Below are 13,990 nucleotides of genomic sequence, written 5' to 3' on the forward strand. Positions count from 1 at the left end.
TTAGTAAGAAGCGCGGAAAACAAAGTTTTCCGCGCTTCTGCATTTATTGAAATAAAAATAGGATGAGTCGAAGTTTAAAATCCTAATCCCACTGTAAAAGCTTTTACAGCATTCGGATAATCGGAAACTGAAGTTGCTGCTCCTGTTGTTGTATTGATGGAGTAAATTTTTGTGGATGAACCTACCGATGCCATTAAATAGGCTTTTTGGCTCATGCTTCCAATATCAAAACCATTAGCACTTGTAATGTTAATTCCTAAAGAGCCTGTCTCTACTAAAGTTCCATTATTAGGAGGGTTTTGCTGGTATAATTTGTCCGTATTATGATCAATGACAAATAGAGTAGTAGCCGTGCTTCCCGCAAAATTATTAGTATACGCTGCAGCGCTTATCATAGGGCTTCCTGGATTTAAGACAAGATCTACAGCGGCAATTGTTCCGTCGTTAGGATTTAAGCGAAGATTCTGTCCTGTATTGCTCACTACTCTTATTCTATCCACCGTAGGATTGAAATCGAAGCCGAAATCTGTTCCGGAAAGTAAAGTAGCAAAAGGAGTAGTACCCACAGCCGTAGCGGCACCTGTACCCAAATTGATGGTGTAAATTCTGCTTGAACTTCCCAATGCATACAATTGTCCGTTTACAGGACGGAAATCTATCCCTAAAATATTCTCACCACTTTGTAATCCTGCTACTGTCTTGGAAACTGGCATCGGACTGTTTGGATTGAAAATTTGGAGAGTATTAGAATTGTCAATGGCATAGGCTACCGGTTCTGTAGGAATGGCAAGATCAATGACAGCCTGCTGAAGAGAACCTACATATGTTGTTTTTCCATTATTCAGATCCAGAACATGCAATTTATCACTGAGCGCTAATAGAGCAGTACTGTTATCAAATTTAATGTCAAAAGCAGCCTGCCCGGTAAAAGTGGTTCCCAAACTTCCCACTTCCACTAAAGTTCCATTGTTGGGAGGATCTTGTTTGTATAATTTTCCTAAAGCCGGATCAATATCATATAAAACAGTCGCAGTAGCACCGGCTTTACTGTTTGTGTAAGCTAATCCTGTTATCGAAGGACTTCCGGTACCGTTAATAGTAATATCAGTGGCGGCAATAGCTCCGGTTTCCGGATGTAAACGCAGATTTTGTCCGGTATTACTCACCAGGCGAATTCTGTCAACGGTAGGATTGAAATCAATAGAAGCTATGGTCCCCGAAATCAAAGGAGCAAATGCTGTGGAGCTTACGGCTCTTGCTGAAGCATTGGAAGTATTGATGATATATAATTTACTGGCATTAGATAATGCATAGAGTTCTCCTGTTGCAGGTCTGAAATCTATACTTAACAATTTTTCTCCTGATGTAATACCTGTTACAGCAGTTTTTGAGGTGAAAGTCTTTGGATTATTGGAATTAAAATAAACAAGCTCATTCATTGCTGTTATTCCGTATACCATAAGATCCGGACCCTGAGGGGTATTTTCCGACATATAGTTTTCATCCGAATTGTCACACGAAAACAAAGTTGCAATGGCAAACAGGGCGAAGTAGATGTGTAATAGTTTTCTCATAATATTAATTTTAGTTGTTTTTGTATGTACGAGAAAAAAATAGAAATGGATTTATAGGTAGACATATTTTTAGGATTTTTTTACCGGTATATTGTATTCATAATTAGTAAGATAGTTTATATTTTTAATAAAACGTTTCTAAGGATTTTTTTCAATTAAGAAATTTGTGTAAATTTGCATTCTCAATACGTGGAAATGTAAGGTTTGTCCTTCAGTGGATGAGAATATTGAAAGTTTTTTTAATAAAAAGTTTTTGGTATTTAAAAATTCATTATATTTGCACACTGAAAATTTGAAAAACAATAAATAAATAATTTAAATCATGGCAAAGGAAACGTTTAATCGTAACAAACCACACTTGAACATTGGTACTATTGGTCACGTTGACCATGGTAAAACAACACTTACTGCAGCAATTAGTGCTGTGTTAGCTAGCAAAGGTCTTGCTGAGAAGAAAGATTTCTCTGCTATTGACTCTGCTCCAGAAGAAAAAGAAAGAGGTATCACTATCAATACTGCTCACATTGAGTACGAAACTGAAAATAGACACTATGCTCACGTTGACTGTCCAGGTCACGCCGACTATGTTAAGAACATGGTAACTGGTGCTGCTCAGATGGATGGAGCAATCGTAGTATGTGCTGCAACTGATGGACCAATGCCTCAAACAAGAGAACATATCTTACTTTGCCGTCAGGTAAACGTACCTAGAATTGTTGTTTTCATGAACAAAGTTGACATGGTAGACGATGCTGAATTATTAGAGCTAGTTGAAATGGAACTTAGAGACTTATTGTCTACTTATGATTTTGACGGAGATAACTCTCCAGTAATTCAAGGTTCTGCACTAGGTGCACTTACTGCAGCTACTTCATCTCCTGTTAACACAGAAGACAAATGGTTCAAAAGTGTAGAAGAATTAATGGATGCTGTTGATAATTGGATCGAGCAACCAACAAGAGATATGGATAAGCCATTCTTGATGCCTATTGAAGATGTATTCTCTATTACAGGTAGAGGTACTGTAGCAACTGGTAGAATCGAGGCTGGTGTTATCAACACTGGTGATCCAGTTGATATCGTTGGTATGGGTGATGAGAAATTAACTTCTACTATTACAGGAGTTGAGATGTTCAGAAAGATCCTAGATAGAGGTGAAGCTGGAGATAACGTAGGTCTATTGTTGAGAGGTATTGAAAAAACTGACATCAAGAGAGGTATGGTTATCGCTAAGAAAGATTCAGTTAAGCCACACAAAAAATTCAAAGCTTCTGTTTATATCCTTTCTAAGGAAGAAGGTGGACGTCACACTCCATTCCACAACAAGTACCGTCCTCAGTTCTATGTAAGAACTACTGACGTTACAGGTGAGATCTTCTTACCAGAAGGTGTAGAAATGGTAATGCCTGGTGATAACTTAGAGATCACTGTAGAATTGTTACAACCAATCGCTCTTAACGTAGGTCTTAGATTTGCAATCAGAGAAGGAGGTAGAACAGTTGGTTCAGGTCAGGTTACTGAAATCCTAGACTAATCATCTTAAAATATAAAAAGCTTCCGTAAGGAATTTCTTTACGGAGCTTTTAATCTACGGGCATCGTCCAATGGTAGGATACCGGTCTCCAAAACCGTTGATCAGGGTTCGAATCCTTGTGCCCGTGCAAATATAAATTATGAGTTCATTTGTCGATTTTTTAAAAGGTTCTTATAACGAATTCAGACATAAGGTTGAATGGCCAAAATGGGCTGATCTTCAGTCTTCTACAATCGTGGTGACTATTGCGACAGTGATTCTGGCATTATTTACCTTTGGAGTTGATGAATTGTTTTCAAAAGCAGTCAGCAACATAATAGGAATGCTAATCAACTTGTTCAATTAATAATTAAGTATTTTCCCATAATGAGCGAATTGAAATGGTATGTGCTGAAAGCAATCAGCGGACAGGAAAATAAAGTGAAAAACTATATTGAGACAGAAATCAAACGTTTAGGGTTTGAGCAGTACGTTACTCAAGTGGTTATTCCTATGGAAAAGGTAATCCAAATTAGAAACGGTAAAAAAGTTCCTAAAGAAAGACCTTACTATCCTGGATACTTGATGATTGAAGCTGATCTGATGGGAGAGATTCCTCACGCTATCAAGAATATTCCTGGGGTTATTTCTTTCTTAAGTTTAACAAAAGGAGGAGATCCTGTTCCAATGAGAAAATCAGAGGTCAACAGAATGCTTGGAAGAATGGATGAACTTTCAGAATTTGCAAGCGATATTGAAATTCCTTATGTAGTAGGTGAAAACGTTAAAGTAATCGATGGACCTTTCAACGGATTCAATGGTACAGTTGAGAAAATTCTTGAAGACAAAAAGAAAATTGAAGTTTCTGTATTGATCTTCGGTAGAAAAACTCCAATGGAGCTTAGCTACATGCAAGTAGAAAAAGTATAATAATTACTTATATAAAATATAAAAGACCGCTTACTAGCGGTCTTTTTTGTCTTTATACATGAGTTACTTATTAATTATAAATGATGAATGATGAACGTTGAAGTGAAGGTGGAAGCAATCCATGGAATTAGATTTTAGCTTAAAATTTTTCAATAGATGAAATCCCCTTACTGTAAAATTTTGCTTAAATAGCGAAAATAAATTTCGATTTTGTCTATAGAGTACATGCATATAAACTTTCTGATGATTATTTTTTGATAGTTTAAAATATATTCTTCTGCTGATTACTTGTACCGCGTACTTTGCTTTATATTAATTTTCACCATTTGGAGATTATTTGTGTTTTTTTTTACACCAAAGCTTTTTTCTTTTACTTAATTCACTTTTGGATGGCATACTTCTTGCAAACCAACTGTTAAATAATCCATAAAATTTTATGCTTTTTATTTTTATACACTATTTGCAGGTGTATGAATGTTTTATGTTTTTTAACTAAAAGCATACAATATTGGATTAGGTATTCAAAAACACAAGCTTATATAAACACATAACCCAATGACAAAAATTATTTCGATGATTATTTTGGTGGGGGCATCTGTGCTCACCAGTGCGCAGGTTGGCATCAATACTACAACACCGGAGAAGCAACTTAGCGTAAACGGTACAATGAAGACATCAGGAATTGTTTTCAAGCAGCCCATGGAAAAACTGAAAGCGGATGAGAATTACACTTTCATTATCAAATCTCCTGCTCCTGAAAACAAAATTACAGCGTACAATGACTCTTTTGTACCCAATTCACCAGCGCCAATTAATCTTATTCAATTCAAAATTACCTGCGATCCTTCTGATAAAGATTGGGTAAATCAGTTTGACACCATGATTAATTCTACTAAGTTTTTGGTGGTTATCTCATCTTTTGGATTTACACAGCCCACAAGAACTTTTACTGCAGACTGGGTTACTCCAATGCCTCAGATCTTTGCGTATTCATCAGGAGGAACATGGAAGCTTAAAGCAGATTATCAAGGATTTGCTCCTGATAACTCTTTCCCGACGGGAGTCTGGACACTGAATTTATTGGTATTTGACAGATCATATGCCAAAGATTTTAATACTACACAAAATCTTAATACTTCAACTACAGGTGCTGCAGCAGCTCCATTAATTCAATAAAATTCAATATGAAAAAAATTATTGCGATACTCTTTACGGGTTTTGCTGCTTTAAGCATAAATGCTCAAGTAGGAATTAATACTAAAACACCTCAAGGAACTCTTGATGTTGAAGGAGAAACATTGGTAGAGTCCTATTTAATAGATACTGAAAATACGAAGGCAAGCGGAAATTATCTTCTCCTTACCCGTTCTAAAGATACTTCGCCGGTAGGCAAGGTGAAGCTGTTGGATATTTCGCTCCGTAATGTAGCTCCTGTAAATATGTATAATGTTGTATTGACCAATGTAAGACAAGATGAAGTTGTAAACCTCAATACAGGATTAGAAGTAAATAAATATGTAGTAGCAATTACAGGTGCTGTTTTTACAGGAGCGGTGTCGGCAGCAAACACGACAACCAATCCAAAATCATATGGTTCTTATGCCACAGAAGTTACTCAGGTTACGAGTGGAGGTAAAAATTACCATGCTATTAATTTAGCTTTTAAAGGTGCCGGAACTGTTTCTTCCCAAAACGGAACATGGACCCTTACGCTGAATGTTTTTGAAAAATCACTGGTGAAAGACTGGGGAACCTTCAACGGTTCAGTTTCTGCATCAGCATCACCTGGTTATTCAGGAGTATCAACCAATACGCCTATAGGGCTTCAATAAAAAACTATGAAAAGAAAAATTTATATCACAATAATCATGTGCCTTGGGATATTTTTGAATGCCCAGAAAGGAAAAGTAGGGATCAATACAGCAAACCCTACAGAGACACTTGACGTTAACGGAAAAACATATACAAATTCTTTATATTTAAGAAATCCGGGAGAGCCTACCATGACGGGAGGAAGCTTTTTAGCAACTTCACAAAATGGGTTGCAGTTGTATGATCCGACCTTAGAAAGCAGTGGATTATTTAATTATCTTAAGCTTACCCTTACAGGAATATCTGGAGCAGGAATCACAGACTATGATACCAAAATTGATGCAAACAATTTTCTGGTTATCCTTCATAATTATTCATTCAAGTTAAATGATGGAACTACAAATGTTATGCTTGATTATGGAGACAATGGTGTGAATGATAACAAACAGGGATCTCCGGATGTTGTTGCCTTTAAAAGTAACGGAACATGGCATATCAGAGCAAGGTTTACCGACAGCAGACTTCTCTCAGTGTCTTCAGCCACTCCATCAAGAACGTATAACAACTTTACTGTTGACCTTTATCTGATGGCGTATAGAAGATTGATTGAAAAACAGAATATCAGCGATATCAATGCTGATCTTGGTGGAACTGATGGTTCTACACAAACGATTAATAAACCATCTGGTTTTTAAAAATACTTTCTTTTTATAAAAAACGGTCATTTACATCAAATGGCCGTTTTTGTTTTATGTCTTCTTCACAATATTATAAAATGGATTGCTGTACTTTATAATTTTTTTTTCTTAAACTTTTTAAAAATCAGCAATTTCCGTTTGCTATTTCAAAAATATTTTATACTTTTGCAGTCCAAAAAGTAGGTTTATCATAAGTGAGTAGGATAACCTGCTGAATAATAAATGCTTCCAAACTCATTAATTATTCAAATTTAAAAAACAAACAATGGCTAAGAAAGTCTTTAAAATGGTAAAGCTTCAGGTGAAAGGTGGCGCAGCTAACCCTTCTCCACCAGTAGGTCCAGCATTGGGTTCTGCAGGTGTGAACATCATGGAGTTTTGTAAGCAATTTAACGGAAGAACCCAAGATAAGCCAGGACAAGTTTTACCTGTAGTAATTACAGTATACGAAGACAAATCTTTTGAATTCGTAATTAAAACTCCTCCTGCAGCAATCCAGTTAATGGATGCGGCTAAAATCAAGGGTGGTTCTGGTGAACCAAACAGAAACAAAGTAGGTTCTGTATCTTGGGATCAAGTGAAAAAGATCGCTGAAGATAAAATGGCAGATCTTAACTGCTTTACACTGGACTCTGCTCTTTCTATGGTTGCAGGTACTGCTAGATCTATGGGATTAAAAGTAACAGGAACTAAACCAACTAACGCTTAAAACCTAAAGAAATGGCAAAATTGACAAAAAAGCAAAAGGAAGCTTTAAGTAAAGTAGAAAAAGGAAGAATCTATAACCTTGAAGAAGGTTCAGCTCTTGTAAAAGAGGTGAACACTACAAAGTTTGATGCTTCTGTAGATATCGCTGTAAGATTAGGTGTAGACCCTAGAAAAGCAAACCAAATGGTAAGAGGTGTAGTATCTCTTCCTCATGGTACTGGTAAAGATGTTAAGGTATTAGCTCTTGTAACTCCAGATAAAGAAGCAGAAGCTAAAGCTGCTGGTGCTGACTATGTAGGTCTTGACGAATATTTACAAAAAATCAAAGAAGGTTGGACAGATGTTGACGTTATCGTTACTATGCCAGCTGTAATGGGTAAATTAGGTCCATTAGGTAGAGTATTAGGTCCAAGAGGTCTAATGCCTAACCCTAAATCAGGAACTGTAACAATGGAAATTGGTAAAGCAGTAACTGAAGTGAAAGCAGGTAAAATTGATTTCAAAGTAGACAAGTATGGTATCATCCACGCTGGTATTGGTAAAGTATCTTTCGATGCTGCTAAGATCAAAGAAAACGCGCAGGAATTGATCTCTACATTGATCAAAATGAAGCCAACTGCTGCTAAAGGTACTTATGTAAAAAGCATTTATTTGTCTTCTACAATGAGCCCTGGTATTGCAATTGATACTAAATCTGTTAACTAATATAAATCCTTAAGACAATGACAAAAGACCAAAAAGTTGTAGCAATACAAGAGATCAAAGACTTGCTTCAGGATGCAAAAGTAGTATACGTAGCGGATCTAGACGGTTTGAACGCTGCTAAGTCTTCAGAATTCAGAAGACAGGCTTTCAAGCAAAATATCAAAGTAAAAGTTGTAAAAAATACACTTTTGCAAAAAGCAATGGAACAAATTGAAGGAGTAGATTACTCTGAAATGTTCCAGACTTTTAAAGGAAACTCTGCATTAATGATTTCTGAGACTGCAAACGGTCCAGCAAAATTAATCCAAGGGTTCAGAAAGAAAGAAGAAAAGCCAGCTTTAAAGTCTGCTTTTGTTCAGGAAACTTTCTATCTTGGAGACGAAAACTTATCTGCACTTGCTAACATCAAGTCTAGAGAAGAAATGATCGGAGAAATCATTGGATTACTTCAATCTCCAATTCAAAGAGTTGTTTCTGCTCTTCAAAACAAATCTGAAACTGTAGAAGCTAAAGCTGAAGAAGCTGCTCCTGCTGTTGAAGAAACTCCTGCTGAGGCGGCTCCAGAAGCTCCTGCTGCAGAAAGCACGGAAGAAACTCCAAGTGCTGAATAATTACTCTCAAAAAATTAAATAAATAATCAACAAAAACATTACAACAATGTCAGATTTAAAAAATTTAGCTGAAACGCTAGTAAACTTAACAGTAAAAGACGTAAACGAATTAGCTACTATCCTTAAGGATGAGTACGGAATTGAGCCAGCTGCTGCTGCTGTAGTAGTTGCTGCAGGTGGTGGGGAAGCTGCTGAAGAAAAAACTGAATTCGACGTAATTCTTAAGTCTGCAGGTGCTTCTAAATTAGCTATCGTTAAATTAGTAAAAGATTTAACTGGTGCTGGTCTTAAAGAAGCTAAAGATATCGTAGATGGTGCTCCTGCTCCAATCAAAACTGGTATCTCTAAAGACGAAGCTGAAGCTCTTAAGAAGCAATTAGAAGAAGCTGGTGCTGAAGTAGAATTGAAATAATTTTCAATTTTATTATAAATATAGAAGCCCGGGCAAATGCCCGGGCTTTTTTTGTTGTAACACTCTGTAAATATGAATTTTAATATACAATAGTATTTGAATATCCTTATTTCTTATTGTGTAATATTTTATTATGATTGATTATTTGATAAAAATCAGTAGTATATATTATCTGTATTTTATTATTTGTCTGTTTTGATTGATTTTTATTTAATAAATTATTGTTTTGATTGAAAAAATATTATATTTGTATCGAAAAAAACACAACATAATTGGATAGAAATTATTTTCTTTCCTGTAGTCATAAGATAGCAATTCTTTTGCTAATGACGGCTGTAGGAAAACTAAACGCTAAGTTTATATCTGTAGCTATGGGTAAACCTGAATTACCATATTGCACAGATATAAATAGTTATCTACAACAATGCTTAGCAAGTACTTCAGTTCATCAATGGTCTGCAGAAGAGAGAGATCTCATAAAAGTAAATGAACGGTCTGCTGATCAAAAACAATCCAATAGATTCTATAGTATCCCTTCCCAATACAACTTTCTTTCTTTTAGTGATAGCCATATTCAGATTGTATTCCTCAGAGATATAAAATTTGTTGCAGCCTGGAATAAATGGGGGGATCTCTACTCGATCTACAAAGAAGATACTCTTCCGGCATTCAAAGAAATCAAAGAGTTCTATACGAATTCTTTTAAACTTATTGATGGTTTTAAATTTCTCATTAAAATCCCCGACAAATCGGCCCATACTCTTGTATCTTAAATAGTTCTCATAATGTTTACCACTCTTTAGCGAATCATCCGGCAATTCATTTATTATTTAAATGAGAAAGCCAGAGAATTGTTCTTTTAATAAAAAACACATATACATAAAAACAGCAAATACCATTAACAATGAAAAACAAATTATTAACCTTAGCTCTTTTAACATCTGGTTTGCCCATGGTCGCTCAGGTAGGGATTAATACTCCTCAACCTCAGGCTACCTTTGATATAGTAGGATCACCTTCCAATACAAATAAATTTGATGGTGTGATTGCTCCAAGGCTCACAGGAATAGAGTTGAAAGCCAAAAACTATACTACCGCTCAAACAGGAGCAATCGTATACGTTACTGTAGCTGAAGCTGCACCTACCGGGCAGACTGCTGATGTGGTCTCACCTGGGTATTATTATTTTGATGGTGCCAAATGGGGAAGCTTAAGCGGGAGCTGGCGTACGGTAGGGAATGCCGGAACAACAGCAACAACAGCTGCTTTGGGAGCAAATATTGGTACCGGAAATTACTTAGGAACAAGTGATAGTCAAAATTTGGTTTTGGCCACTCAGAAAAATGTAAAAGGAATACTGGATATTAATGGAACGTTACAAGGAGGGAATTCTAATTCTGCAACAGGTCCTTATGCTTCATTTACCTGGGGATCAAATAATACATTAACCAACAGTACTTCTTCAAATGTGGCTTTAGGAAAAGATAACACTGTCTCCGCGCAAGGGAACTTTCCTGCAGTAGCTATTGGACTAGGAAATACCGCCAACAATGGTGCTAAAGTCATAGGGAATACGAATAGTGCTACCGGCCCGAATAATTTAGTCTTTGGTAACTTAAATACAGTAACAGGTTTAACGGGGCTAACGGTTGGGAACAGTAATATAAACAGTGGAGGAATTACCATAGGAAGTGGAAATACAACATCATTGAATAATATTGCTATCGGTTCGGCAAATACTGCCTCTGGTACAGAAGCTTTAGTGATAGGGTTTTCAGGTCAGGCAGCTGCCGGGCAAATGGTTTATGCCAATAAATCGCATGTTTTCTTCAATAAAAGCAATGGGACAGATACTATATTAGGAATCAATATGGTCCCTACTGCGGCCACATCTACAGGAGCTGCGATTCAGATGAAAGGAATTGCTTCTGGTGCTGATGCAGCATGTAGTGGTGCTGAGGAAGGAGCGATCCGATATAATACGACTGCAAAAGTACACGAGGGCTGTAATGGAACCAACTGGAAAGCACTTTACACTAACTAATCAAAAAACACAAACTTAAAAAAAATGAATATGACCAAAAAATTATTCGGAAAGCTAGCTGCTATGCTGATGACATTCATAATGTCTGCAGTAGTATTGGGGCAGCAGGGCTATGAACCAATCCGTGGGATGGGTGTAGAAGCAAAACCTGTGAACAATTCAGGGATTTGCTTAGCATGTTATAACGGAAGTATGAATCCGGTGGTGGATGCCAGCCTGGATAACAGTGTAAGCATGGGAAATTTCGCTTCCTTGTTAAGTGGAAACGGAATATCTGTAAAAAATAAAAATACAACCTATCCTGCCGGGTATATTACAGGATTCAATGTAGATCTTGGGACAAGTTTTATTACGGTAGATCTTTTGAGTTCTTTGAGGATCAGTACTTATAAAAATGGTGTTCTTCAGGAAACAACTACCAGCAGTACACTTTTATCAGTGCCTGCATTTGGAGGAAGTAAGAACAGGATATTTCTCCACTTCAAAACATCAAAAGAATTTAATGAGGTGAGATTATATCAAACCAATGTACTTTCCGTATTCAGTGCGATGAATGTGTATTATGCATTTGCATTTGATCCAGCGAAAGTACCTACAGATAATAATGGTCTTTGTGATGATATCATTGCAGGAAGTGGTGTTGACGGGAATGTATCCGGAAGCAGCAGTTTCCTGGCTCCGCTTTCTTATGTTCAGAATAAAGAAAGAATAGGGGATGGAAATAAGAACTCTTATGGATCGATCGTTCTTCCAATCGGATTACTGGGATCTTATTCAGTGGGAGTTTTGGATAAAAATCAGGTGTATCCTGCAGGGAACAGAACGGGATTTGTCATAGAGCCGGATGATCAGGGAAAACTATTAAGTGCTGAGTTTTTAAAAAATATTACGATAGAAACTTATCTTTTCGGGCAGCTTCAGGATTCTAAGCAGTTATCTGACGGAGGAGGCTTGATTAATATTAAAGTTTTAGGATATGGTTCAGGAAAACAAAAAGTTACGTTGACGACCACTAAACCATTTAATGAAGTAAGGTTAAAAATTACCCAGACTGTAGGATTTAATTTAGGAGCACTTAAAGTGTACTATGCTTTCGAAGAACCTATTTCTTGTGAATGTGATGATAAGATCCAGACAAGCGGTTCTTCTGTTCCTGGAAATCTGGTAACAGGAGCTTCATGGACATCAGGACCAGGGTTTCTAGGTCTTATTTTAGCTAAAATGACCAATCCGGAAGCGATTGTAGATAATAATCCGTCCAATTATGCAACAGCTACCGTTCCGGCAGCTTCTATCCTTAGTCTTTTCTCAGCGTTTGCTACTGTAAGCAGTAATGTTGTGCTTCCTGTCAATACGATGGCTGGATTCACAGTAGAAAAAGCAGGAAACCTTCTCGGGGTAAGCGTGCTGGAAAATATCACGGTAACATTATACAATGGAAATACATTAACTGATACTTTTACGAGTTCAGGAAGTCTTATCAGTGGAAACTTCTTCACTACAAATTCCAATAAGTTCTATGTTGGAGGGAAGGCTACAAAACCTTTCAACCGTATGAAGATTACATTCAATAGCGGAACGGCAATTCGTATTCCGCAGAATTATTATATCTACAATGCATTTGCAAGCAGAGATGATGATAATGATGGAGTACCCAACTGCTTCGATCAGTGCTCGGGAGGAGATGACAGCATAGATAATAATGGAAACGGAATTCCTGACTGTGCAGAAGGATGTACAGCTGTAAATGATAAATCTCCAACATTGGATACCGATGGTGATGGTATTGTAGATGCGTGTGATATGGATTCTGATAATGATGGTATTCCTGATGCTATTGAAGATTTTGATAAAAACGGCAAGTTCCAGGATGACGATGATGAAGGGGATATCCTTCTAACACCTGTATTAGGAGATTCAGTTCCTAATTATCTTGATCTTGATTCTGATAATGATGGTATTTTAGATCTGTTCGAATCCGGAATTCCGGTAGCAGTAATCAATCAGATTGATGCAGACCACAATGGAGTGATCGACAGCAATGTTCCTGTAGGTAAAAATGGGATTGCAGATATTCTGGAAACCTCACCTGATTCAGGAATCTTGAAATACCCAATCAAAAATACAGACGGGGATGATAAACCGGACTTCCTGGATATTACTTCCGATGGTTCAGAGCTTGACCTTTATAAGATCGGAAAAGGGAATCTTGATACGTTGGGTGGTGGATTTATTTCTACGATTGATGATAAGGACAGAGATGGTATCCAGGCAGTTGTAGATACAGACCTTGTGAAGAGAGGATCTCCAAATTCTCCACTTTCACCATACGCTTCATTGCTGAAAAATGCATCTAATGCTGCTACAAGAGCTGCGGCAACCGAAATCAATAAGGCGGCTAATGATGTAAAAGTATATCCAAATCCGGTAAAAGCGGGAGAAAATCTTAGAATTACATCAGCGGAAGAAGGGGTGTATACACTGTTCTCAGCACACGGACAGGTCGTGAAGACCGATAAGTTTAATGCCAATACAGGGATTGATACTTCTTCACTTCCGACAGGAGTATATATTATTAAAATAGAAACTAAATCAAAAATACAATCTTATAAGGTTATTGTGAAATAATCATAAGATTAGCTTGTGTTGTGGAGAGGCTGCTCATGTTTGAGCAGTCTCTCTTATTTTAAGAGCCTCAAAATGAGATGATTTATTTGTTATTGTGGATGAATTTTTGTATCTTTGCCCCTCTTTTGGCGCGGAAAATTGTTTGTAAATTTATAAAATATTGAAAATCAACTCTTTCATTGTGAAAACATGAAGGGGATTTCGTATATATAGATATTGCGGTGATACAGCCTCAAAAGTAGTAAAAATATTTTGCATTACACTGTGAAAAGATATACCAGTGTTGCAGTTAGGAATCAGATAAAAGATCTAAAGAACTTAGAATAAAGAACAAAGACCGATAATTGCGCCAAAA

The 13,990-nt window shown here is 36.8% G+C and carries 14 protein-coding genes and 1 tRNA gene; 14 read left to right on the plus strand and 1 reads right to left on the minus strand.

Features of this window, described 5'->3' with window-relative positions:
• Positions 1 to 74 precede the first annotated feature (74 nt).
• Positions 75 to 1,574 (minus strand): DUF4394 domain-containing protein, encoded by a 1,500-nt coding sequence (locus tag C1634_RS20715; protein WP_103233338.1) that lies wholly within the window; start codon positions 1,572 to 1,574, stop codon positions 75 to 77.
• Between the two features lie 322 nt (positions 1,575 to 1,896).
• Between C1634_RS20715 and tuf the strand changes: the two genes are divergently transcribed.
• The 14 genes from tuf (at position 1,897) to C1634_RS20785 (ending at position 13,635) form a co-directional block, all read left to right on the plus strand.
• On the plus strand, positions 1,897 to 3,108 hold the full coding sequence (gene tuf / locus C1634_RS20720; protein WP_103233339.1) for an elongation factor Tu: 1,212 nt from the start codon (positions 1,897 to 1,899) through the stop codon (positions 3,106 to 3,108).
• Positions 3,109 to 3,164: 56 nt separating this feature from the next.
• A tRNA-Trp gene (locus C1634_RS20725) sits at positions 3,165 to 3,235 on the plus strand.
• Between the two features lie 12 nt (positions 3,236 to 3,247).
• Positions 3,248 to 3,454 carry a preprotein translocase subunit SecE gene (secE, locus tag C1634_RS20730; RefSeq protein WP_103233340.1) on the plus strand — a complete coding sequence of 69 codons (207 nt, stop codon included), beginning with the start codon at positions 3,248 to 3,250 and terminating at the stop codon, positions 3,452 to 3,454.
• 20 nt (positions 3,455 to 3,474) lie between these two features.
• On the plus strand, positions 3,475 to 4,017 hold the full coding sequence (gene nusG / locus C1634_RS20735; protein WP_103233341.1) for a transcription termination/antitermination protein NusG: 543 nt from the start codon (positions 3,475 to 3,477) through the stop codon (positions 4,015 to 4,017).
• 555 nt (positions 4,018 to 4,572) lie between these two features.
• Positions 4,573 to 5,193 (plus strand): hypothetical protein, encoded by a 621-nt coding sequence (locus tag C1634_RS20740; RefSeq protein WP_103233342.1) that lies wholly within the window; start codon positions 4,573 to 4,575, stop codon positions 5,191 to 5,193.
• Between the two features lie 8 nt (positions 5,194 to 5,201).
• Positions 5,202 to 5,849 carry a hypothetical protein gene (locus C1634_RS20745; RefSeq protein WP_109739064.1) on the plus strand — a complete coding sequence of 216 codons (648 nt, stop codon included), beginning with the start codon at positions 5,202 to 5,204 and terminating at the stop codon, positions 5,847 to 5,849.
• Between the two features lie 6 nt (positions 5,850 to 5,855).
• The gene (locus C1634_RS20750) at positions 5,856 to 6,524 is read left to right on the plus strand and encodes a hypothetical protein (RefSeq protein WP_109739065.1); all 669 of its coding nucleotides are present in this window, start codon (positions 5,856 to 5,858) and stop codon (positions 6,522 to 6,524) included.
• Positions 6,525 to 6,792: 268 nt separating this feature from the next.
• Positions 6,793 to 7,236, plus strand: a complete 444-nt coding sequence (rplK, locus tag C1634_RS20755; RefSeq protein WP_103235446.1) for a 50S ribosomal protein L11 — start codon at positions 6,793 to 6,795, stop codon at positions 7,234 to 7,236.
• 11 nt (positions 7,237 to 7,247) lie between these two features.
• Positions 7,248 to 7,940 carry a 50S ribosomal protein L1 gene (gene rplA, locus C1634_RS20760; protein WP_047099699.1) on the plus strand — a complete coding sequence of 231 codons (693 nt, stop codon included), beginning with the start codon at positions 7,248 to 7,250 and terminating at the stop codon, positions 7,938 to 7,940.
• A gap of 17 nt (positions 7,941 to 7,957) precedes the next feature.
• Complete coding sequence (gene rplJ, locus C1634_RS20765; protein WP_103235447.1) at positions 7,958 to 8,551, plus strand: 50S ribosomal protein L10; 594 nt, start codon at positions 7,958 to 7,960, stop codon at positions 8,549 to 8,551.
• A 46-nt stretch (positions 8,552 to 8,597) separates the two neighbouring features.
• Complete coding sequence (gene rplL / locus C1634_RS20770; RefSeq protein WP_007845452.1) at positions 8,598 to 8,963, plus strand: 50S ribosomal protein L7/L12; 366 nt, start codon at positions 8,598 to 8,600, stop codon at positions 8,961 to 8,963.
• A gap of 326 nt (positions 8,964 to 9,289) precedes the next feature.
• Positions 9,290 to 9,736 carry a hypothetical protein gene (locus C1634_RS20775; RefSeq protein ID WP_109739066.1) on the plus strand — a complete coding sequence of 149 codons (447 nt, stop codon included), beginning with the start codon at positions 9,290 to 9,292 and terminating at the stop codon, positions 9,734 to 9,736.
• Positions 9,737 to 9,867: 131 nt separating this feature from the next.
• Positions 9,868 to 11,007, plus strand: a complete 1,140-nt coding sequence (locus tag C1634_RS20780) for a hypothetical protein (protein ID WP_123921534.1) — start codon at positions 9,868 to 9,870, stop codon at positions 11,005 to 11,007.
• A gap of 30 nt (positions 11,008 to 11,037) precedes the next feature.
• On the plus strand, positions 11,038 to 13,635 hold the full coding sequence (locus C1634_RS20785; RefSeq protein WP_165835372.1) for a T9SS type A sorting domain-containing protein: 2,598 nt from the start codon (positions 11,038 to 11,040) through the stop codon (positions 13,633 to 13,635).
• Positions 13,636 to 13,990: the final 355 nt, after the last annotated feature.

It is taken from the genome of Chryseobacterium viscerum, from assembly GCF_002899945.2.
Classification (GTDB): Bacteria; Bacteroidota; Bacteroidia; order Flavobacteriales; family Weeksellaceae; genus Chryseobacterium; species Chryseobacterium viscerum.